This window comes from Mucilaginibacter sp. GW822-FHT03E02, assembly GCF_058801545.1.
In genome coordinates, this window is record NZ_JBXANJ010000002.1 from 826836 (window position 1) to 851140 (window position 24305).

Here is a 24305-nt window from a genome sequence, read left to right on the forward strand (position 1 = left end):
AATCACAGGCGGCGACAACTGTCCTCAACCTTCAATCAAAAGCAATAAAAAATCTTGATACTTGCTACTTACTACTTGATACTAAGATAATATATCCCTCACCACCTTTCCCTCCACATCGGTAAGCCTGAAACGGCGGCCCTGGAACTGGTAGGTAAGCAGCTCGTGGTTGATACCCATCAGGTGCAGCAGCGTTGCCTGAAAATCGTGCACATGCACCGGATCTTTTACAATATTGTAGCTAAAATCATCTGTTTCGCCATAGCTGATGCCGTGTTTTACGCCGGCACCCGCCATCCACATGGTAAAGCAGCGCGGGTGATGGTCGCGGCCATAGTTGTCGGCACTTAGCTTGCCCTGCGAGTATGCTGTTCGGCCAAATTCGCCGCCCCATATCACCAGGGTATCGTCCAGCATACCGCGTTGTTTCAGGTCTTTGACCAGCGCAGCGGTGGCCTGGTCGGTGGCCTTACATTGGCCGGCTATGCCCGATGGCAGGTTGCTATGCTGATCCCAGCCCTGGTGGTATAGCTGCACAAACTTCACATCTTTTTCCAGCAGTTTTCGCGCCAGCAGGCAATTGGCGGCGTAGGTACCGGGGTCTTTACTATCGGGGCCGTACATGTCAAAAATTTCTTTGGGTTCGTTGGCGGTGCTCATTACCTCGGGTACCGATGTTTGCATGCGGGCAGCCATTTCATACTGGGCTATGCGGGCATCAACTTCCGGATCTGCATACGCGGCGTTTTGCAGGTTGTTTAGTTTGGACAGGTATTCCAGCATTTCCTTACGGTCGGCGCCATCATAGCCCTCGGGATTATTCAGGAACAAAACAGGGTCTTTACCCGAACCAAACTGCACCCCCTGGAACTTGGATGGCAGGAAACCGTTACCCCATAGCCGGGCGTACAAAGGCTGGTCTTTAGGTGCGTTTTTTGAAACCAGCACAATAAAGGTAGGCAGGTTTTGATTATCCGACCCTAAGCCATAACTAATCCAGGAGCCTATTGAGGGCCTGCCCGGCAGCTGGTTACCCGTTTGCAGGAAAGTTATAGCCGGATCATGGTTTATGGCTTCAGAATACAGCGATTTCACAATACACAGCTCATCTACCACCTGGGCGGTAAAGGGCATCAATTCGCTCATCCAGGTTTGGCTTTGGCCGTGCCGGTTAAATTTACAAAATGATGGCGCCAGCGGCAGCACGCTCTGGTTGGCGCTCATGCCGGTAAGCCTTTGCCCCTGCCGTACCGAATCGGGCAGGTTTTGGCCAAGCATGGTAGCCAGTTTGGGCTTATAATCAAAAGTTTCAAATTGCGATGGCCCGCCTGCCTGGAACAGGTATACTACCCTTTTGGCCTTCGGTGCAATCTGCGGCAGGGCGCTCAAAATATCATCCTCCAGGCTACCCGGGCGTTTAAGCGGGCTGCCAAAAACACTGTTGCCAAACAACGATCCAACGGCCAGCGCACCCAAACCCAGTGAAGTTTTGGTTAAAAAATTGCGCCTGTCCATCTTCCGGTGAAGCTCATTAAACTCCGGCGTATGCAGCCTGAATTCCTCATCATGGTGAAAATCTGACATGGGTGTTTTATCTTTTGGTTAATGATGCATCTGAATTTAAAATGGTGCTGGCCACTACCGTATTGGCTGCTATTAAAGCGCCATCCAGCTTTTTATCTACCCGGTACTGGCCGGCGGTAAGCCAGCCCTTTTGTTTCTCAGGGTGTGTTTTAAACTTCTTGAGTTCTACCTGTTGCAGGGCCATTAACAGGCTTACTTCTTCGGCTGTGGGGTTTCGGCTGGTTAGTTTGCGGTAGGCGGTAGTTATAGCTGCCTTGCCGTCAGCGTTTCGGGTCATTTGCTCGCCCAATACCTTGGCAGCCTCCACAAACGTAGGGTCATTCAGGGTTACCAAAGCCTGCAAGGGCGTATTGGTTTTTTGCCTGCGGACAATACAATAGCTGCGCGATGGCGCATCAAAAGTAGCGAGTGTTGGATTGGGGACAGATCGTTTTACAATAACGTACAAACTGCGCCTGTACACCGCCTGGCCTGTATCCGGGGTGTAGGTGGTATTGTTAATTTCCCATAAACCGGCAGGCTGGTATGGTTTTATACTTTTGCCGCCTATTTGAGTATTTAACAACCCGCTGGCAAATAAGGCATTATCGCGAATCATCTCGGCAGGCATCCGGTACGCCGGGCCGTGCGACAGGTAGCGATTTTCGGGATCTTTCTCGGCAGCCTCTTTAGCCGGCCGTGAATCCTGACGGTACGTAGCCGACATCACAATCAGTTTATTCAAAGCTTTCATATCCCAGCCCTGCTCAACAAATGTTGTGGCCAGCCAGTCCAGCAACTCGGGGTGGCTGGGCATTTCGCCTTGGTTGCCAAAATCTTCGCTGGTTTTCACCAGGCCGGTTCCAAAAAAGTTTTGCCACAAACGGTTTACCGCTACCCTTGCTACCAACGGATTATCGGCATTTGTAGCCCATTGCGCCAGGCCATACCTGTTTTTAGGCAAACCGGCCGCGAATGGCAGTATGGCTTCAGGAGTATTGGGAAAAACCTGTTCGCCGGGCATATCGTAGTTACCGCGGTTAAGCAGGTATGAGTTTTTCGGCTTAGCCATTTCCTGCATCACCATCAACTCGGCCACGTTTTCGGTCGAATCTGATAAAGTAGTGCGCAACGAGGTTAACTTTTTTGTTTCGGCAAGCATCAGCGGGTCAACGGCGGTAAGGTAGTAGGCTTTTAGCTTACCAATATCATCGGCACCCAGGGCATCCTTGCTTTTTGCAGCCACCTGCTGCCAGCTATCCTTTTGGGCCAGTATTTTAACCTCGAAACCGGTAAGCACCCGGTTATATACCACAATATCATCTACCTTTCCATCTTTAAAACCACGCCCGCGTTCCCAGGCGCCAACCTGTAAGCCGGGCTGGCTATCGCCCATAAATAAAATATCCTTGGTAAGCTGATCCATGGTTGTTTCCATCTTCATTTCGCTGCCATCCAGGTACAATTTAAAGCCGGCGGCAATTGCCGATCCATCATAGGTTGCCGTAAGCTGCATCCATTTATCGCGGGGCACATCATCAACAGTAACCAGGGTTATAGCATTTGAAGGCCCTGTCTGGGCCATGTTCAGCTCCAACTTGTTGTTTTTGAGGTATAAATGATAGCCCCTGAAATTGTACAGCCGCTCGGAATTGCCTTTATGGAAAATAACACCTTCGCCCAACTGTTTAGGAATGTTAACCCAGATACCGATAGTAAAGGGTTGCGATTTGCGGAAGACGCCAATCTTATTTAAATCCAGCCAGGTATCGCCATTTAAGGCCAATGCCTTGCCATCGCCCTTAGCCTCAAATAAAGGTGCATCGCCAGCCTGGCCGCCCTCGCGTTTCATGGAGCCTATGTCTTTAGGGTTTACGCTACTTGCCAGGTCGCCCTTATCAAAATTGAAACTCGCCTGTAAGCCATTAGCCGGAATTTTTTCAGTGGCCAGATTTTTATACTCGCCATTGGCAAGCCATTTATCAAACTCAGCTATAGCCTTACTTTCTGTTTGGGCAATGGTGTTTTTTTGCTGCGCGATGTTGTCATTAATAAACTGTAATATTTTTTCCTTTTGCGCTGTTGGCAGCATCAATGTTGGCGTTGGCAAGGCATCATCCCATGATATTTGCCCCGCCTCTTTTACGTTATTGAAAAAACTGAACAGCTGGTAATAATTTTTTTGCGATATCGGGTCGAATTTGTGATCATGGCATTTGGCGCAACCCACTGTGATGCCTAATACCGCGCTGCCAAAGGTATTGGTGCGGTCAATCACATATTCGGTTTGGTATTCCTCCTCAACAACGCCGCCTTCCATATTTTGCTGGTGATTGCGGTTAAAGGCGGTAGCAATGATCATATCTTTCGTCGGGTGCGGCATTAAATCGCCGGCCAGTTGCCACTGGATAAATTTATCGTAGCTAAAGTTGCTGTTAAAAGCCTTAATCACCCAATCGCGGTAGGGCGACATATCCCTTATCCTATCTACCGTGTACCCATGCGAATCGGCAAAACGTGCGGCATCCAGCCAGTCCACCGCCATTTTTTCGCCATAATGGGGCGATGCCAACAGGCGGTCTACCTGTTTTTCATAGGCATTAGGCGATGCATCTTTTAAAAAATCATCAATCTCTTTCAGCGTTGGCGGCAGGCCGGTAAGGTCGAGCGAAAGCCTGCGCAACAGCAATTCTTTATCAGCTTCTTTGGATGGCAGCAGGTTTTGCCGCTTAAGCCTGGCCAGCACAAAGTTATCAATAGGGTTATTCACAGCGCCTTCAACCACGGGAACGGCCGCCTTCACAGGTTTTACAAAGGCCCAATGGGGTTTATATACAGCTCCGGTTTTTATCCATTTTATAATGACAGCTTTTTCATAAGCCGACAACGTATGGTGCGATTCGGGCGCAGGCATCAGGTAGGTTGAATCGGTTGATAAAATGCGTTTTACCACCTCGCTATGCTGCAGGTCACCGGGTTTAATGGCAACAACACCTATATCATCGGGTATTTCGGCGTAGGCGTTTGCAGCTATGTCCAACCTTAAACCCGCCTTTTGTTTGTTTTTATCGGGACCATGGCATGCAAAGCATTTGTTGGATAGTATGGGCTTTACATCAATGTTATAATCAACCGTTGGCGGCAGGGCATCATATGCTTTTTGCACATCGGCAGGCAAGTCAACAGCCGATGAATAAAAAAATAAACCGCCGCCTGTTACCATTACGGCACTTAGCGTTACTAAAAAAGATCTCAGCATCATACAATTTATCCGGTTTGATAATCTGGATAAAGCTACGCGGAGCCGCGGGATAAAAATTTCACAAAGGCCACATCAATTTGCACAAATCCGACTTTTACAGGGCATTATGACGATAAATGTATTAAATTGCATTCCCTTACAGGTATGAACAAAAGCGTTTTAAGATCGACATTCAATTTACTGAACATTGATCATGTAGAGCTGAACAAAAACTGGAACTATAAAAACGTGACCAGTACATTTTACCGGCTGTATTATATCGACGGCGGTGAAGGCGTGCTGTATAATGCCGATAGCAGTATTAAACTGGAGCCAGACTATATATACCTGGTGCCGAGTTTTACTACCTGCAATTATTATTGCGACAACTATTTAAGCCAGTACTACATCTGCTTTGCCGAAGAATCTGTTGACGGGGCCTCGGTGTTTTCATCAAACCGTAAAATATTCAAGTTAAAAGCCGCCGATAATGCCCTGGCATGTTTTAAACGCATATTGCAATTAAACCCCAACAGGAGTTTGTATATATCCTACAATCCAAAAGTTTACGAGAAGCGGCCGGTTCAAAAAAACTTCGAGGAATTGAACCAGCTGACGCATGCCTCGGCTTATATGGAAACTTATGGCTTACTTTTGCAATTGGTATCGATGTTTTTAAAGCCGGATGTTTTTTTGATGGAAGATAAAAGCATTATCCACTCCAAAATATCTGATGCTATCAATTATATACAAACCAACCTGCACCAAAACATCACCGTTGCCCAGCTGGCCAAACGCGCCAACCATAATGCTGATTATTTTTCGCGCCTGTTTTTTGAGAACACCGGCGAACGGCCCTTAACCTACATTCAATCAAAACGCATTGAACGCGCGCAATTGTTGCTTACCACAACCAGTATGCCTTTTTATGAAATAGCCGCCGAAACAGGATTTGAGAGCCTTGCTTATTTTTCGAGGATATTCAGGAATATTACCGGGCAAACACCCGGATCATATAAAAAAAACAGCCTGGTGATGTAGTGATATGGCTGATTTGGCCGGGGAAGTCGCGTTTAAGATTTCATAGCCAACTTATTGTGCTATGCGGATATCAATGGTATCAAGTTATTAGATTTTTCGCACCAAAGACGCTAAGCCGCAAAGAGAAAATAAGCAAATCACTTTGCGTCTCCGCGTCTTTGCGCGAAATAAATCTTATAAACGTTAAACGCAATTTCCCTGCTCATTTCGCTATTAAATTCTGATTAATGCAAATAAAATATTAGTTTTAAAATTGTTTGCCTAAACATCCGGCGCAAATTGAAAATTTGATTCTTTATGATAGGATTAGAACCTGCTGTTACCATATTTCTTACAACCCAACTGCGCAAAAGTTTAAAAGACCGGGGCATCGTCAGCGAATGGGATAAATACCTTTTGTATGTATTATATGGCGCGGTTGCCATAATGATGGGGAGCATTTTTCTTGAAAAAGAAGGGTTAATCAGGTGGTTTGGACACGCTCTTTTAGGCTGGCTAATTTCGCTGCCATTCACGAAAGATGAATTCAAGGCAAACAGATCTATCATTAACTGGGTACTGCCGTATGCTGCCGCAGTTATTGTTAGCGACCTTATATTACTGGTTGCACCCCAATTCCATGAAAATCACAACGAACTTTTTGATAACTTCATAAACTTCACTGTGCTTTGGGTTTTTGCCATGTGGTGGATAAATCGCAAACAAGCCAAAGCCCTTGAAACAGAGCGAATAAAACGCCGTAACGAAGAGGAACAGAACCGCATGATGGCTGCGATGAAAGTTAACCTGGAAAGCGAAGTAAAGCAACGTACCGCCGAACTAACCAACCAAAAGGAAGAACTGCAACATGCCTTATCCGAACTGAGAAGCACCCAGGCACAACTGGTACAGCAGGAAAAAATGGCATCGTTGGGCGAGCTTACCGCAGGTATAGCCCATGAAATTCAAAACCCGCTTAACTTTGTAAACAACTTTAGCGAGGTGAGCATCGAGCTATTGGACGAACTTAAGGACGAGGTGCTAAGCAAGCTGCCCGACGATATTAAACAGGAAGCTGATGATATAATAAACGATATTACCCAAAACCTGACCAAAATAAACCAGCATGGCAAACGGGCTGATGCCATAGTAAAAGGGATGCTGCAGCATTCGCGTACAACCACCGGCAAAAAAGAGCCGACCGATATTAATGCGCTGGCCGATGAATACCTGCGCCTGAGTTATCATGGCTTGCGGGCCAAAGACAAGATGTTTAACGCCGGCATGAAAACCAGCTTTGATGAAAATATTGGTAAAATTGAAGCCATTCCGCAGGATTTGGGGAGGGTACTTTTAAACTTGTTTAACAACTCCTTTTACTCGGTTGCCGAAAAGAAAAAACAAAACATTGCCGGCTATGAGCCAACTGTAACGGTGGTTACCCGAAAATTACCAAACGCCGTTGAAATTACCGTAAGCGATAACGGAACAGGCATCCCGCAAAAGGTATTGGACAAAATATATCAGCCATTTTTTACCACCAAACCAACCGGGCAGGGAACGGGCCTTGGCCTATCCATGAGTTATGATATCATTACAAAAGGGCACGGCGGCGATTTGAAGGTAGAAACGGCCGAAGGTGAGTTTGCTAAGTTTGTGATCACTATTCCCGATGTAAAAGCCAATTAATGGTAAAACAGCCGTAACAATCGTGTTTTAACTGCCTGTTAAATCAATACAAAACCTAAATTTGAAACGAGAATAAAACTATGAAAATACTTGTTGTTGACGACGAGGCCGATGTACAACCGTTGTTTTTGCAACGCTTTCGCAAGGAGATAAAAAATGGCGAAATCGAATTCAACTTCGCTCAATCGGGCGAGGAAGCCATGTCGTTTTTGGCGGTTAACCACTCTGAAGTGATCCTGATCCTATCCGACATCAATATGCCCGGCATGACGGGGTTGGAATTGCTCGACAAAATAAGGCACACCTACGAGAAACCACCACCGGTGGTCATGATGATTACTGCTTATGGCGATGACGAAAACTACCAAAAATCGATGGAGTTGGGGGCGAATGACTTTTTAACCAAGCCCCTTGACTTTAATAATTTAAAAGAAAAACTAAAACACATAGAACAATAATGGCCAAAATACTGGTGGTTGATGATGAATTGGACCTGGAGCTTTTGATAAAACAAAAATTCAGGAAAAAGATCCGTGAAAAAGTATATGATTTTGTATTCGCCCACAATGGTTTTGAAGCACTGGTGAAACTTGCCGAAGACCCGGAGATTGATATGATTTTGAGTGATATCAATATGCCCGAAATGGACGGCCTCACGCTGCTTACCAAACTGCCCGAGGCTAACCCTATTTTAAAAGCTGTAATGGTATCGGCCTACAGCGATATGGATAATATCCGGACTGCCATGAACCGCGGCGCGTTTGACTTTGTGGTTAAACCTGTAAATTTCGACGACCTGGATATCACCATCGAAAAAACGTTGATGCATGTGCTGGAGTTGAAAAAAACCATGCAGGCCATTAAAGAGAATAACATTCTGAGAATGTATGTTGATGAGAATGTGCTCAACTTTATGACCCACAAGGAGTTTGAAACAAGCCTGCTAAGCAATGAAACCGTTGATGCCACTGTTTTATTCATCGATATCTGCGGCTTTACGGCCATATCCGAACATGTACCGGCCAATGCCGTTGTTAGTTTAATTAACAAGCTTTTTGATATGATGGTGCAGGAAATTATAGCCCAAACCGGTCATATAGATAAATTTATGGGTGATGCTGTCATGGCCGTTTTCCGCGGAGAGTACCACCTGGACCGTGCCATTGATGCAGCCCTTGCCGTGCGCGAAAAAATGCACAGCACCGAAACTATAGTTTACGGTGATAAAACGTTTAAACCCGATGTATCCATCGGCATCAACTCGGGCGAAATGATATCAGGCAACATTGGTTCTGCCTCCCTGAAACGCCTGGATTATACCGTAATCGGCGATGCCGTAAACCTGGCCCAGCGCCTGCAGGGTGTAGCCAAGGCCAACCAGATTGTTGTAACCGAAGAAGTTTACCAAAAGGCCAAAGAATCTTTCGAACTCAAAAAAATTGGCGAAGTGACGTTGAAGAACAAAGCGAAACCGGTGGAGATTTATGAAGTAGTTTCTTGAGTAGTAAGTATCAAGTAGTAAGTATCAAGACAGCTGCAACGATTAGTATCAAGTAATTAATTAGTATCAAGACAGCAGCAAAAGACCGCGTCAAAAAATCTTGATACTTGATACTTACTACTTGATACTAAAATCTCAATGCTCCCTAACCCTTTTCTTCAATACCCCACCTGCAGCTTCTTTGATGCTGTTGGTGAATACGAATGCTTTGGGGTCAATGCTGTGCACCAGGTTTTTTAGGCGGCGTACCTCGAAGCGGGTTATTACGGTGAAAATGATATCAACAGGCTGGTGCACATCAAAACTTTCTTTTAAAAAGCCGCGCTCGCCTTTGTATATGGTGATGCCCCGGCCCAATTCCATAACCAGTTTCTCTTTGATGATCTCGCTTTGGCCGGATATGATGTTTACCGCCGTATATTCTTCCAGCCCATCAATTACAAAACTAATGGTGCGGGATGCTGTATAGTAAGTTAATATGGAGTATAAGGATGCCTGTAAACTAATCTCGTAAGCAGCTATCAGGAAGATGATAACATTTATCCCTAAAATAATTTCGCTGATGGTAAGGCTGCTTCGTTTAAGCGTATAAAGCGCCAATATCTCTATGCCATCCAACGCGCAGCCGCCACGAATGGACAGGCCTACCCCCAAACCCATAAACACGCCGCCGAAAATGGACACCAATAATTTATCGGAAGTGACAACCGGATAATCAATAAATTGCAAACAAAGCCCCAAAGCGATAACACAGGCAAAAGTTTTCAGCGCGAAGGCTTTATTAACCTGAAACATCCCCATAATAATAAACGGGATATTGGCTATCACAATAACTACCGCGATATTGATTTCGTAAAGCTCATGAATAAGCAGGGACATACCTGTTACACCACCATCAAAAAACTTGTTTGGTACAAGGAAACCCTTCAGGGCAAATCCGCAAAATAAAATCCCGACAATTACGGTTACTACATCCTTAATTATTTCAGATAAACTATGTTCCGGTTTAGTCATGTATAGTACTTTATATTAATCTTTCAGTTATTGTACGCAGGTGCTTTTCTTTTTCAGCTTCTCGTAAACTGATGGCTGTTTTGGTGAAATAGCGGTGGCTTTTCAGAAAGCTTACCTGCTGTTTATCCCACTCCTGTTCTGTTTTCAGTTTATGGGTTATTTCAAGTTCCGAAAATAACCTTTTACTAAGGATAAAAAAATCATTCCGGCCTAAATAATCCAAATCGGCATCACAAATAATTTCGCCCAGCTTGTTATGCGGTTTCTGGGGTATTTTGGTGGCCATAATGATATCGCAAACAACGGCTATCTGGGCATCCGAATAATTAAAGGCTGGCAGATGCTCGCGGGCTATTTTACAGGAGTTGCTTTCATGATCATCCACCCCATACAAAAAACCCGAATCATGAAACAGAGCGGCTGTAAGCAGTAAAGTAGTTTCTGCTAAATCGATACCTTCACCTAAAGCTAAACGTTTAGCAGCATTGTGTACATCCTGCGCATGGGTTGCATTGTGGTAGTAAAAATGTACCGGGAGTTCGCTTTTTATTTTATCTAGGATAAATTCCCCGGCCTTATCAATCTGCATTGGTTATAAATTGGCTGCTAATATAATAAAATGTGTTACCAGGCAAATTTCAAAACGGCATAAATACATGGCGCTAAGTTTTTGTTCGTCCGGTAGTGTATCACATGCATCCGTTGTACGTGTAAAAAACTATATTAGCTACATGAATGATTGGTTCAAAAACTACAAGGGCATCATATTGCTGATGGCGGGTATTATAGTTGGCAGTATTGCCGGCATTTTTTTAGGCGATAAGGTAAGTATTATTAAACCCATAGGCGATATTTTCCTGAACCTGTTATTCACCGCTGTTGTACCCCTGGTGTTTTTTGCCATTGCATCGGCGATCGCCGGGTTGGATGCCACAAATAAGCTTGGTAAACTGTTGGGTATAACCTCGCTGGTATTTGTGGGTACGGTGCTGGTAGCAGCCATGGTGACCATTATAGCCATCTGGATCTTCCCTATCCATCAGCATTTAGTGGCCAATCCTATTACTGAAGCCATCGACAAAAAACCGTTAGGCGATCAGCTCACCAACCTTTTTACTACCAGCGAATTTTACCAGTTGTTATCGCGCAAAAGCATGATGGCCATGATCATATTTTCGGTGCTGATAGGCTTTGCCACCCTTAATGCCGGCGAAAAAGGTGCTGCTTTTACCCGCTTTTTGCATAGCGGTAACGAAGTGTTTAAAAATATTTTTATCCTGATCATGAAACTGGGCCCTATTGGGTTAGGGGCTTATTTTGCCTACCAGGTGGGCGTGTTCGGCCCGCAGCTATTTGGGGGTTACGCCCGTTCAATGGCTTTGTACTATGGCGTAGGCGCGTTTTATTTTGTTGCCATATTTAGCCTTTACGCTTTTATCGCGGGCGGCGTGAGCGCAGTAAAAAGGTACTGGAAAAACAACATTATCCCATCGGCAACGGCAGTAGGCACCTGTAGCAGTATTGCAACCATCCCGGCAAATTTAGATGCCGCAAAAAAAATGGGCATCCGGGATGTTATCGCCAATGTAACCATTCCACTTGGAGGCACCCTGCACAAGGATGGATCAAGCATATCATCCATCGTAAAAATGGCGGTTGTATTTGCCTTGTTTGGCAAAAGCTTTAATAATGCAGAAACCGTGGTAGTGGCGCTGGCTTTAACCGTACTGGTAAGCCTGGTTGAAGGCGGCATACCCAATGGCGGTTATATAGGCGAATTGTTGTTTATATCGGCCTACGGCTTTCCGCCAGAGGCTTTACCTCCGGCTATGATCATAGGTACACTGGTCGACCCCATGGCTACCCTGCTAAATGCGACCGGCGATACCGTGGCCGCGATGATGATTTCCCGCTTCGTAGATGGAAAAAACTGGATGGGCCCTGAACCTCTCAAGGGGTAGGAAGACGGGGCAAACGCATCTGATTGGGTTAACATAACTTAACACATTTCAGATAAATAATCATAAATATTTAATAACCAATATTTTATATTTTTTCATGGTTAACACGAAACTGAGTGCAATTTAGGCGTATTCTAATACTTTTGCCTGTTGCTGGCCAATACAAGTCTCTTCGGTAACCGGATCATTTAACCAGGATCAGCCAATAAAAACAGGGTGTTGTTTGATGCTTATATCGCCTATTCCATTAGTTATTTGAATACGTTTGCCCTGGAGAGAAAGAATCTCAGCTTTTTGATAGAAAACAAATTAGCTATATTTGTTAAACACCTACCTGCCATGCTACACATATTATATATCATCGCCATTATTGCCGAAGCCATGACGGCAGCCCTATCTGCCGGACGCAGGGATATGGATTGGGTGGGCGTTTGCATCATCGCCTGGGTAACCGCCTTAGGCGGCGGCACCGTACGCAATATCCTGTTTAACCACTATCCCATGAGCTGGGTTGAGCATCCCGAATACCTGCTGATAACCGCCGGTGCAGCGATATTGGCAGCCGTTATAGCCCGGCTAATGACTAAAATGAAAACGCTGTTCCTATACCTGGATGCGCTGGGTTTGGTGGTATTTACCATTATCGGCTGCCAGATAGCACAGCAAATAAGCCTGCCGGCTACTATTGTATTATTAAGCGGAATGATAACGGGCTGTGCCGGCGGCGTACTGCGCGATGTGCTTTGTAACGAAGTGCCACTACTATTCCGCAAGGAGATTTATGCAAGCGCATCGATAGTTACCGGGGCTGTTTACTTAGGAGTTGAATATTTAGGTGCCAGCGATGCGGTTGCCATTATAATTGCTTGCATTATTGGCCTGGCGTTACGCCTGCTATCTATCAGATACAACTGGCAAATGCCCAAATTTGTTTATAGAGAAGAATGGCATTAAGCTTACTTGAGACGACTACTAATTGTGGTCATGAATGGCCAAATCTTGCGGATTTTGAAGTGAAGACGATGACAAAAACCATATTGTTGTAGATTATTGATTATCAATATCCATTATCCGTTATTGCTTCGTACCTCGCAATAACGAACTATGTGGGACTTAGCCTGTAGGGGATTGCTTCGTGCCTCGCAATGACGTTAGGGTTAGAACATTCGTTTAACCTATATCCCTCGTACGCCATAATTTTTTTTCAGGTTCTATCTGGTGGACAATGAAATAATTAAAAAAGCCTTGCGAAGTTTTAAAAACTTCGCAAGGCTGATATTTGATAATTAAAGCCGCCATCGTTCCCCCTTCAGGGGGTTAGGGGGCTTCGTTTGATAAGGAGTAAGGTACATCGCTATCCTTCACCCCTCTTGTTTTATTAGGCGTTGAGGCCATATTAAAGTTGATGGTTGCGCCTTTTTGTAACTCCTTGTGACTTAACCAGTTTAAATCATAAGGCTTGCCGTTTACGCTCATGGTATTGATGTACCGGTTGGCGTAATTATTATTGGCGGCATTGATGGTTACGGTTTTGCCGTTCTCGAGCTTTAAAGTGATCTTTTTAAACAATGGCGCACCCAGCACATATTGGTCGCTGGCCGGCGTAACCGGGTAAAAGCCCATTGCCGAGAATACGTACCAGGCCGAAGTTTGCCCGTTATCCTCATCGCCGCAATAACCATCGGGGGTAGCTTTGTACAGCTTGTTCATCACATCGCGTACATGCAGCTGAGTTTTCCATGGTTCGCCGGCGTAGTTGTACAGGTAAATCATGTGCTGTATAGGCTGGTTGCCATGAGCATACTGCCCCATATTCACAATCTGCATTTCGCGGATTTCGTGGATAGTTTCGCCGTAGTAACTATCGTCAAAAACTGGTGGTAATGTAAATACCGAGTCGAGCTTGGTTACAAATTGCTTTTTGCCACCCATCAGGTTTATCAGCCCCTGGATATCATGAAAAACGCTCCAGCTGTAATGCCAGCTGTTGCCCTCGGTAAAGGCATCGCCCCATTTAAACGGACTAAAAGGCGTTTCAAATGAACCATCCTTATTTTTACCACGCATTAACCCGGTTGACGGATCGAACAGGTTTTTGTAGTTCATGCTCCGTTTTTTGTATAAATCGGTTTCGGATGCAGGCTTGCCTAAGGCTTTACCTAACTTATAAATGGTAAAATCATCGTAAGCATACTCCAGGGTACGGGCTGCATTTTCGTTGATCTTAACATCGTAAGGAACATAGCCTAATGTGTTGTAGTACTCCACCCCTTCGCGGCCGGTCGCCGCAGGGCCTTTGTTATTGGCACCGTGTACCAGGGCCTCGTACAGTTTTTCGATATCATAACCTTTACCACCTTTTAAGTACGCTTCGGATACTACAGATGCAGAGTTGTTGCCTATCATCACCGCAGAATACCCAGGGCTCGACCATTCGGGCAGCCAGCCGCCTTCTTTATAATCATTAATAAGGCCTTCCTGCATCTCTTTATTGATCGAAGGATAAACCAGGTTCAGGAACGGATACAGCGCCCTGAAGGTATCCCAAAAGCCGGTACCGGCAAATTTATAGCCCGGGAATACTTTACCTGTAGACGCGCTGTAGTGTACAATATTTCCTTTCTCGTCTATCTCATACAGTTTATTCGGGAAGAAAACCATACGGTACATACAGGAGTAAAAAGTACGTGTCTGGTCAATAGTACCGCCCTCAACAGTTAAGCGGCTAAGGGTTTTATTCCAAACGTCTTTTGCTTTTTGTTTGGTTACGTCAAAGCTGTCGTTACCTACTTCCCTTTTCAGATTCAGTTCGGCCTGCTCAATGCTGATGAATGACGAAGCTACCCGCAGATGTACTTTCTCGCCATGGGTAGTGGCAAAACCTATTAAAGCGCTTGCATGCTCGGCTTTCAGTTCCAGGCCATTGCTCAGAGTAGTATCGCTGTAGGTTTGCGCAATGGTGATGGGCTTATCTACATAAATAACAAAGTAGTTTTTAAAGTTTTTTAAGGGGCCGCGAGCGTATTTGGTAGAGTAACCTACTATCTTTTTCTCGCCGGGAATAATTTTTACATATGATCCTTTGTTCAGCGCGTCTATCACAATAAAAGAACTGTCTGTCTTGGGATAAGTAAACCTGAACTGGGCCGCCCTTTCGGTCGGTGTAATCTCGGTAGTTACATCATGATCAGCCAGGTAAACGCTGTAGTAATATGGTTTGGCAATCTCGGCCTTGTGCGAAAACCAGCTTGCCCGGCCGTTTTGCGATACTTTTAAATGTTTGGTTACCGGCATTATAGCAAATTGCCCATAATCGTTCATCCAGGGCGATGGCTGGTGGGTTTGCTTAAAGCCACGTATCTTATGGGCATCGTAAGTGTAAGCCCATCCATCGCCCATTAAACCGGTTTGGGGTGTCCAGAAGTTCATGCCCCAGGGCAGTGCAATTGCCGGGTAAGTATTGCCGTTGGATAGGTCATAATGCGAATCCGTACCCATCAGCGGGTTAATGTATTCAACAGGGTCGGTTACTTTATTTACCTGCTGCGCCATGGCACATGTAGCAGCCATTAATAATGAACCAATGAGTACAATGTTTTTCTTCATTCCGGGAGACATTTAATGTTTTTCAATTTACCTGTAAATATAAAAGACCAGCTGCATTGGCCGGTCTTTTATGTTTAAATATTTAGCCTCACCCTACCCTCTCCAAAGGAGAGGGTTCTTGATTTGAATGTTTTTTTAAGTCCTCTCTTTTGGAGAGGATTTAGGTGAGGCCCTTTTAGTAAGGGCAGGTTGAGGCTTACCAACCCGGGTTTTGGGTTAGTTTAGCATTAGTGCTAATCTCGCGCTGCGGAATAGGCCACAAGTAATACTGAGCTTTCATGGTTACATTTTGCTCGTTTTTGGTTGATGTAGCATCACCAAAAGTGTTGTTGATAACATCATAAACCTGGTGGGTACGCTGTATGTCAAAATAAGCTTTGTTTTCATATGCCAGTTCATGATAGCGCTCTTTCCAAACCTCTTTGCGGAATGCGTCCTGGCTTAAGGCACCTATGGGGGCCAGTTGCGCACGTGCCCGTATTTTGTTAAGCTGGGCAATTGCTGTTGCATTTGGTGCTCCTTCTGCTTCGTTGCTTGCTTCTGCGTAAATCAGCATAGCTTCAGGCAAGCGCAAAAAGGTCCAGTTTTCATCGCTCTGGCCATTACCTGTTGCACTCTCTACGTGGAAATATTTGTAAAGGGCATGCTCGCCAAAGTTGATGATCGTACCATCTTTAGATGATGGGTAGCTTGAAAAATAAAACTGCCTTTCTTTTGCACGTAAGTCGCCCGCTTCATAACTGTTAAAGAAGGCATTGGTAGGTATCATCGCGCCAAGGTGATCGCCATATACACCAACCAATAAGTTAAATGGAACAGTTAACTGGGGGATGGCATTTGTAGCCACGCCAACCAGGTAGTTGGACTGGAATATCAATTCGCCCTGGTTTTTGTGTGCGTTGTCATGCAGATAATCATACTTATCAAACAAAGTGTATGCGGTACCATTTATAACCGGTAATATTTCGGCAGCGGCCAAAGCGTAATTCGCAGTCTTTTTAAGCGGAAAACCGGCAGTAGTTAAATAAACACTGGCTAACAAAGTACGCACTGCACCTAACGATACCTTACCTGTTTTATCAGATTCAGGCAGGCCCGATGCTTCCGCGGCTTTGAGGTCGCTGATGATTTGATCATACACAGCAGCGGCAGCTGTACGTGCAGGGTAAAGATTGGGGCTTGTAATAGTAACCGGTTCGGTAATTAATGGTACATCGCCGTATAACCTAACCAGGTGATAATAAAAGAACGCCCTTAAGAAATAGGCTTCGCCTAACAAAGCTTTTTTATCCGCGTCGGCAAAAGGAGTTATCGGCGGAATATTTGCTATGGCCACATTGGCATTTGCTATAGCGCCATAGCTATTTTGCCATACATCTTCAAAACCCGGGTTAACAGCGTCGGTACGGTTGTTTATAACGTTGTTATTATTAACACTTTGCCCTAATGAGGTAGTATGACCTGCAAAAAGCTCGATGGTAATAAACGGGCTTTCACCGTAGGCATCCCCATTTTGAAACAGGTAAAGCTTTTGGTAAATACCATTAACAAATATACGCGCCTGGTTTGCACTGGTAAAATAATTACTTTTTACAAAACCGCCTTTATTTTTTTCGACAAGCTCGTTTTTGCAACTACCAAGCATTATAGTGAGAATCAGTAATGAATAACCAATCCGGTATTTTTTTAAATTAAACTTCATAATAGTATGTTTTAACGTTTAAATTAGAAACTAACATTTAAGCCAAGCAGGAAGGTTCTTGGTTTTGGATAATCGTAAAACTGGATGCTTTGATTAAAGTTGCTGTTATTGTTAGGATTCTTAGGATCGTAACCATAGGTAGAAACTTCCGGATCATAGCCGGTATACTTGGTTATCACAAACAAGTTTTGAGCCTGCGCATACACCCTTAACCTGCTCAATTTAATTTTAGCTATTGAAGCAGTTGGGAAAGTGTAACCAAGTGTTACCGATCTGCCGCGGATAAAATTGCCGCTTTCAACTTTGGTTGAATAGATTTCTGTTTGGTAATACACATAGGCTGGCCTGTCTTCGGCTATGCTTGTATTTTGATTGGTTGGTGTCCATGCATTTAAAACAGTGGCATAGCTGTTAGCCTGGCCTGTACGATCCTGGCCCGAGTGACGGGTTAGGTTCATGATTTGGTTACCATAGTTAAATTGCAGGTCGATACCTAAATCGATGTTTTTATAACGGAAAGTGTTACTTAATGTTCCGTATCCATCTGGTATCGATTTACCAAGGATCACTTTATCATCGGCTGTAATTTTGCCATCGCCGTTAGTATCCTGTATTTTCAGGTCGCCTGGCAGTTTGTTAAATATTGCAGCTTGCGATGCTTCGGCAGTACCCCATGTGCCCAACACTTTGTAACCATAAAAGCTACCTGCAGGTAAGCCAACACGCATCAGGTTAAATTGTGAAAGGAACGTTGGCGACAAAAATATATCATCGTTTGACGCGCCCAAAGCCAATATTTTGTTCTTTAAGAACGAGATATTAAACGAAGTATTCCAGGAGAAGTCCTCGGTTTTGATATTTTGGGTATTGATAGTTAACTCCAAACCTTTGTTTTGCAGCCTGCCAATGTTTTTGTAAACACTGTTAAAGCCGCTGGTTTCTGGCAATGGCGCGTTAAGCAGCAAGGCTTTGGTTTTCTTTAAATAAGCATCCGCTTCAATATTAACACGGTTGTTGAATAAGCCTACAGAGAAACCAAGATCAAACTCGGCGGTTTTTTCCCATGAAAGATCTTCGTTACCAATGGTAGTTTGCTGCGTACCTATAGCCTGCGCACCGTTAAACACGTAGTTAACCGTTCCAATTTGCGCTTGTGAGCGGTACTCACCAATTTCGGAGTTACCTGTTAAACCATAACTCAACCTGAATTTAAGATCAGAAATAGTTTTGTTATCCTTCAGAAAATCCTCCTGCGAAGCCCTCCATGCGAAAGCTGCCGATGGGAAAAACCCGGTTTTTACATTTGTACCAAAACGGGAAGAGCCATCCTGGCGACCGGTTACTGTTAACAGGTATTTATCTTTGTAGTTATAATTTAAACGTCCAAAATAAGAGCGCATTTGCCATGCGTCATAATTTGAAGAAGGGATACCAGGGATAGAACCTGCACCTAAATTATAGTACTGGTAATAATTATCAGACAGGTTACTGGTAGAAGCACCTAACCCGGTTTGTTGAAAATTTTGCTGCTCGGTACCTGCAACAATGTTAATAGTATGCACCTTGTTAAAGGTTTTATTATAGGTAAAGTGATTTTCCCACTGCCAAAAAGTATTGTTCTGCTCATCAATTGATGCAGAGCTTTTTGTTTGGCTTGCTACAGAACCACCAACTAAGCCACTTTGAAAGTGAGGGTTATAATTGGCAGATGTTGTTACACCCAGAGTACTGCGAAATTCAAGGCCTGGTATAATGTTTATATTTAGGTAACTGTTACCGCTAAAAATACGTTTGCGGTAAAGTGCTTCAATCTCGTTGGCCTGGGCTACCGGGTTATCGCCGCCTTCTAAGTTTGGATAATCTGTACGTTTACCATAAGTTCCGTCGGGATATTTAATTGGGATAAACGGAACCATCTCAATTAACATACGCGGAATGTTGTTACCTCCGGTACCATCATCAGCAGTACGCTGATCCTGGGCATTGTAATTTAAAGTAGCCCCAACTTTTAACCATGATTTAATTTGATTGTCGATAGTTAACCTGGCATTGTAGCGTTTTAAATAACTATTTAAAATTATACCCTGATCATTGGCGTAGTTTAAAAATAAACCGTAGGTTAATTTGTCTGATCCACCTGTAAAAGTCAGGTTATGATTTTGACTTACTGCATTACGTGTGGTAGCTTTTTGCCAATCCACATCATATAACGGTTTAAGATTTGAATCAAATAATTTACCAATTAAGGCAGTGCGCAATTTAACCGGATCCTGATCAGCATATTTACCAGACGCCCAGCCGGTAGGGTCGTATTTTTTAATGTTGGCGTATGACAGGTCTTCAACAGCCATAAATTGGGCTGAATTTAACACAGGCAACTCTTTTGCCATGTGTCCTACGCTTACGTAGCTATCATAGCTTACTGTGCCTTCTCCTTTTTTGCCACGTTTGGTAGTAACTAAAATAACACCGTTTGCACCGCGTGTACCGTAAATAGCAGTTGATGATGCATCCTTTAACACATCAACCGACTCGATATCATTAGGGCTTATAGCGTTACCTCCCTCTGTCCAGATCACCCCGTCAACTACGTACAAAGGATCTGTGCGGGTGTTGATGGAACTGTAACCACGAATCCTGATTTTAGTATTACCACCTGGGGCGCCGGAGTTTGTTGAAACGTTTACACCGGCAATTTTACCTGATAATTCCTGCTCCAGGTTGGTTTGGGGCCTTTCCTGCAAACCTTTGGCACTTACGCTACCAACAGATCCTGTTAAATCAACCCGCTTTTGGGTACCATAGCCTACAACAACCACTTCGCTTAAGGCCTTTGGCGATTCTGCCAGCATCACGTTTAAAGTAGTTTTGCCACCAACAGCAACTTCTTGTGTTGTATAGCCTACAAAGCTAAATACCAATGTTCCGTTTTCGGGTGCGTTCAATGTGAATTTACCATTTACATCGGTTTGGGTGCCCTGGTCAGACCCCTTGATCCTGATGCTTACACCTGGAAGCGGACCTTTTGAATCAGACACCGTGCCTGAAACTTTGATGTCAGCGACTGGCGTACTAACTTCATCTTTCTTTTTAACCACAATGGTTTCCTGGAAAATTTTGTAGGTTAAAGGCTGATCTTTAAAAGCAAGGTCGAGCGCCTGCTCCAATGAAACACCGGCAACTTCGATGTTAATTGCGCTTGCTTTAGCTACATCCTGTTTCTCATACATAAAATGATAGCCTGTTTGTTTTTCAATAGAGCGAAGAACTTTTTCGACAGAGGCATTTTTTTGGTGCAGGGTAACAACCTGGCTGTAGGTTTTGGCACTTACGTTGGTAAGTACCGCCACCATAATAATAACTGTTAGCTTCATAGCTAAAATTATTTTGGATAATTGGGGCCATACCAAAGGCGTGGCCTTAGAATTAAAATTCATAAGTTTGTAGAGTTTGGGTTAAACATTAACTTTCAATTCGTCGATTGCATTTTTTTGGGGCCCAGATGCTTAGCCGGGAAAGTACTGCGAATACTTCCCGGTTTTTTATTGGTTATATTTTAGCACCGGCATGTTTATTTTTTACATGAGCGGTAAGCCATTTTACCATGCGGGTCCCTCCCGGGCTAACTTATTTTTGGTATTTCTTCCATCATAGCTTTTTTAAAAAGTGAGTAATTGGTTGTTGATTAGTTGTATATAAATTGGTTATTAATTGGGGCTGGTTATTTATGGCAGCACTGTTATATGTTTGTCTTCAATTTTAAAATTAACACCCATATATTTTAGCATCCCCATCAGTTCAGAAGCCTTTACATTGCGCGAAATGCGACCGGTAAATTCTTTTACCGGTACTTTGCCGGTATAGCTCACCTGTACATCGTACCAGCGCGCGGCCTGCCTCATGATGGCCTCGATACCTGCGTCTCTAAACTGGAAGATGCCCTCCTTCCAGGCAATGGCATCGTCAGCATCTGCTTCATCCGTTATTTTTATAGGTCCGTTTTGTTTAAGTAACGCCTGCTGCCCGGGTTTTAAAAGGCCGCTAAATTGTTTGTTGCTGATTTTTACCGATCCTTCTAACAAGGTTGTTTTTATAGCATCTTCATCATTATAAGCCATAATGTTAAAATGGGTACCCAGCACTTCAACAACGGTATTATTTACCTTTACTTTAAATGGCATCTTCGCATTTTTGGCCACCTCAAAATAAGCCTCGCCAGTAATTTCAACCTCCCTGGTAGCGCCTTTAAATGTCGCGGGGAAACTTAACGATGATGCCGAGTTTAACCAAACCTTGCTTCCATCATCCAATACCAGCTGATACTGTCCTCCGCGCGGGGTAGATACAGTATTGATAGCAGCGGGCGCATCAGATCCTTCGTTTTTACTCCCTTCGTAAACTAACTGGCCATCATGTGTTTTTTTGATATGAGCATTGCCTTCATTAGCCAGCAAACCATTTTTTGCGCTATCCAGCGTTATGGTTTTACCGTTGGCCAGGGTAAGTACAGCCTTGTTACCACCGGGCAAAACATCATGCGCCGGCACAGGCTTTAGCCTGGCCTGGGTCCGTTTATTTGCAGCAGTTTTGTGTTGGTTAATTAATACATAAGCACCAAAACCAACAAACACCATCATGGCAGCTGCAACACCAACTTTTAACCACAACTGGTTTTTATTTGGCGGCCTTATGGGGTGTATATTATCCGGATTTGATTTATTTTGAAGAATATTGTTGAGCATATCCATGCTTTTTGCGGCATCAAAAAGCGGCTCATCTGCCTGAAGGCTATTCCAGGCTTCATGAATAAGTGCAGTAAGCTCCGCATCGTTGGCAGATGAATTGATGATTTCAAACAATTCATCCCGCTCCTGCTGCGTAGCAGTTTGGTGGTAATAGCTATTAAACAGGCAGTTAAGCCTTGCATTAAATGCACTCATACAGGTAGATGTTAATTCATATTATAAATTGGTAAATGCCGAGCTTGGGGTTAACTCACATACAAGACAATAAATGCGATAAAAAAGGGGCTATCGCTTTTGAAAAAAATAAAAAAATATTTTTAAACGATAGCATAGAAATACACATGTGCTTTAACCATCAAAGCATATGGCCATTAAGATAGTAGTAAGGAAAATCGCATTTAAAGTTGATAAGATTTATTTCGCGCGAAGACGCCGAGGCGCAAAGTGATTTGCTTATTTTTTTGCGCCTTAGCGATCTTTGCGCGAAAAATTCGTGAACGAGATCATATAAATCAGGAGTAGCTCAGTATACTTTATCATAAAATTTAAAAGGTGATTTCATACTAAAAAAATTACATCGTCCTCCTTTTATTTATTTTTGGCTCTATGACACTTTGTATGGGTTGTTCGATTTCAATTAGCTTCTACATAACTCTCTTCCCAAGGGCCATCGGCCCGACACATCTATCGAGTAGGAAGTAAGGGATTATTTCCCTTACTTCCTACTCGATAGATTGGCCGAGGCTACGCCTCTAATTCGTGTTTAATAAGCCCCGATGTGTCAACAAAATATATCTTTAGAAACTAATCAGCAACAGCATCTATATTACCCACACAAACCGTCATAGAACCTTATTTTTTATTACTTAACCAATAACTTATTGCCAGTAAAGCAAACGAATATACATCCAAATGGCTGCGTACATAATCGGTTATAGAGGTGGTGGCTATTTGCAGGTATTTTTTTACCGTTTCGCGGGAGAGTTTAAGCTGATCGGCAATTTCGTTATACTTAAGCCGGTTGTGCCTGCTTAGCAAATACACTTTTTGCTGTTGCAATGGCAGGTGATCTATTGCTTCATCCAATAAGTTGTAGTACAAGTTATCCTGCTGATCGTCCATAATCAAACCGCGACTGCTTTCTTCCAGTTTCTTTGCCTGTACCTTCTCTTTCGCCAGCTTTTTGAGGCAATTAAGGGCATGGTTTTTTGATATAACAAACAGGTAAGCCTTAAAATCCTCTACTTGCGCAAGGGTTTCGCGCGCCATCCATATTTTCAAAAAAACATCCTGAACCACTTCTTCGGCCAATTCTATTGAGTTGGTAATACGATGAATATGAACACCTAATTGCTGATGGTGCATAATAAACAAACAGCGAAAAGCATGTTCATCCCCTTCCGCTACTTTTAATAGCAAATCCTTGTCATGATGTTGTGGCGCTGCCCTGATAAGCAGTTCCGGCTCATGGTTATAAGCAATATCCAACATAGGTAAACGTATAGTAGTGGCAAATATTGGTTAATTAAAATGCAATAAAAATCACTTAGGTTAAAACACTACTACAACTACGAAATTGCGAAATAGTTTATACTTTTCCATCAACTAAATGCATTTAGTTGATATTATTTAGCAACAGACAACCAGGTATTTCTATTTATAGCTGGCTGTCAGCATCATGATGAGTTAGTTTATTTTCAATTCTTTTGTCAGGAATAAACCAGATGCCGGCAACTAAAACATACAACCCAAGTGCCCCAACAGGGCTAAACCAGGATAAGCAAATGGCTACGGCATATAAAATAACAGATATTTTACCCTTCCAGTCTTCACCAAAGGCCTGTGCCAATAAGGAGTGCTCGCCATGATGGCGAACAAGATTTTTCACCAGGATTGTGTACGCTATACCATTCATCAGCAGTACAAAACCGTAACACATTACAGGCCATTTGGCAAAGTGATTTTCGCCCATCCATCCGGTTACAAATGGTATCAACGATAGCCAAAACAGCAAATGCAGGTTGGCCCACAGCGTTTTGCCATTTATTGATTTTACCGCCTGCAAGGTATGGTGATGGTTGTTCCAATAAATGCCTACATAAATAAAACTCAATACATAAGTCATAAAGACTGGAATAAACGGCTTTAACACCTCAATACTATCGCCGTGGGGCACCTTCATCTCCAATACCATAATGGTGATAATGATGGCGATAACACCATCGCTGAAAGCCTCTAACCTACCTTTACCTAATGCCATTTT

Annotated in this window: 16 protein-coding genes; 6 read left to right on the top strand and 10 right to left on the bottom strand. The window is 43.7% G+C overall.

The features are described from left to right. Positions 1-81: 81 nt before the first annotated feature. Both AC1RM2_RS30180 and AC1RM2_RS30185 read right to left on the bottom strand, forming a co-directional pair. Complete coding sequence (locus tag AC1RM2_RS30180; RefSeq protein WP_492988858.1) at positions 82-1584, bottom strand: DUF1501 domain-containing protein; 1503 nt, start codon at positions 1582-1584, stop codon at positions 82-84. A 7-nt stretch (positions 1585-1591) separates the two neighbouring features. After that, the gene (locus AC1RM2_RS30185) at positions 1592-4825 is read right to left on the bottom strand and encodes a DUF1553 domain-containing protein (protein WP_492988859.1); all 3234 of its coding nucleotides are present in this window, start codon (positions 4823-4825) and stop codon (positions 1592-1594) included. 144 nt (positions 4826-4969) lie between these two features. On the opposite strand from AC1RM2_RS30185, the gene AC1RM2_RS30190 reads away from it, so the two are divergent. From AC1RM2_RS30190 to AC1RM2_RS30205, 4 genes are all read left to right on the top strand, one after another. Continuing rightward, entirely contained in the window at positions 4970-5845 is an 876-nt protein-coding gene (locus AC1RM2_RS30190; protein ID WP_492988860.1) for a helix-turn-helix domain-containing protein, read from the top strand. A gap of 297 nt (positions 5846-6142) precedes the next feature. Next, entirely contained in the window at positions 6143-7513 is a 1371-nt protein-coding gene (locus AC1RM2_RS30195) for a sensor histidine kinase (RefSeq protein WP_492988861.1), read from the top strand. 80 nt (positions 7514-7593) lie between these two features. Beyond that, positions 7594-7971: a response regulator gene (locus AC1RM2_RS30200; protein ID WP_090651949.1), complete on the top strand. Its 378-nt coding sequence runs from the start codon at positions 7594-7596 to the stop codon at positions 7969-7971. Further along, the gene (locus AC1RM2_RS30205; RefSeq protein WP_477361258.1) at positions 7971-9014 is read left to right on the top strand and encodes an adenylate/guanylate cyclase domain-containing protein; all 1044 of its coding nucleotides are present in this window, start codon (positions 7971-7973) and stop codon (positions 9012-9014) included. Before AC1RM2_RS30200 ends, AC1RM2_RS30205 begins: the two co-directional genes overlap by 1 nt. A 135-nt stretch (positions 9015-9149) precedes the next feature. Here AC1RM2_RS30205 and AC1RM2_RS30210 read toward each other — a convergent pair whose 3' ends face one another. Both AC1RM2_RS30210 and AC1RM2_RS30215 read right to left on the bottom strand, forming a co-directional pair. After that, complete coding sequence (locus AC1RM2_RS30210) at positions 9150-10028, bottom strand: YitT family protein (protein WP_492988862.1); 879 nt, start codon at positions 10026-10028, stop codon at positions 9150-9152. A gap of 10 nt (positions 10029-10038) precedes the next feature. Further along, a complete protein-coding gene (locus tag AC1RM2_RS30215; RefSeq protein WP_492988863.1) occupies positions 10039-10617 on the bottom strand; it encodes an HD domain-containing protein in 579 nt (192 codons plus the stop codon). A 142-nt stretch (positions 10618-10759) separates the two neighbouring features. On the opposite strand from AC1RM2_RS30215, the gene AC1RM2_RS30220 reads away from it, so the two are divergent. Together AC1RM2_RS30220 and AC1RM2_RS30225 are read left to right on the top strand one after the other, a co-directional pair. Continuing rightward, positions 10760-11989, top strand: a complete 1230-nt coding sequence (locus tag AC1RM2_RS30220) for a dicarboxylate/amino acid:cation symporter (protein ID WP_492988864.1) — start codon at positions 10760-10762, stop codon at positions 11987-11989. 339 nt (positions 11990-12328) lie between these two features. Further along, positions 12329-12943: a trimeric intracellular cation channel family protein gene (locus tag AC1RM2_RS30225; protein WP_492988865.1), complete on the top strand. Its 615-nt coding sequence runs from the start codon at positions 12329-12331 to the stop codon at positions 12941-12943. A gap of 363 nt (positions 12944-13306) precedes the next feature. On the opposite strand, the gene AC1RM2_RS30230 is transcribed toward AC1RM2_RS30225, so the two are convergent. The 6 genes from AC1RM2_RS30230 to AC1RM2_RS30255 form a co-directional block, all read right to left on the bottom strand. Beyond that, positions 13307-15595, bottom strand: coding sequence for a GH92 family glycosyl hydrolase (locus AC1RM2_RS30230; protein WP_492988866.1), 2289 nt, complete (start codon positions 15593-15595; stop codon positions 13307-13309). A 196-nt stretch (positions 15596-15791) separates the two neighbouring features. Beyond that, the gene (locus tag AC1RM2_RS30235) at positions 15792-17297 is read right to left on the bottom strand and encodes a RagB/SusD family nutrient uptake outer membrane protein (RefSeq protein ID WP_218152471.1); all 1506 of its coding nucleotides are present in this window, start codon (positions 17295-17297) and stop codon (positions 15792-15794) included. Positions 17298-17320: 23 nt separating this feature from the next. After that, positions 17321-20671, bottom strand: coding sequence for a SusC/RagA family TonB-linked outer membrane protein (locus AC1RM2_RS30240; protein ID WP_492988867.1), 3351 nt, complete (start codon positions 20669-20671; stop codon positions 17321-17323). Positions 20672-21022: 351 nt separating this feature from the next. Beyond that, a complete protein-coding gene (locus tag AC1RM2_RS30245) occupies positions 21023-22237 on the bottom strand; it encodes a FecR family protein (protein ID WP_492988868.1) in 1215 nt (404 codons plus the stop codon). Between the two features lie 657 nt (positions 22238-22894). Continuing rightward, the gene (locus AC1RM2_RS30250; protein WP_492988869.1) at positions 22895-23533 is read right to left on the bottom strand and encodes a sigma-70 family RNA polymerase sigma factor; all 639 of its coding nucleotides are present in this window, start codon (positions 23531-23533) and stop codon (positions 22895-22897) included. Positions 23534-23699: 166 nt separating this feature from the next. Further along, entirely contained in the window at positions 23700-24302 is a 603-nt protein-coding gene (locus AC1RM2_RS30255) for a TMEM175 family protein (RefSeq protein WP_274212753.1), read from the bottom strand. Between the last annotated feature and the right edge of the window lie 3 nt (positions 24303-24305).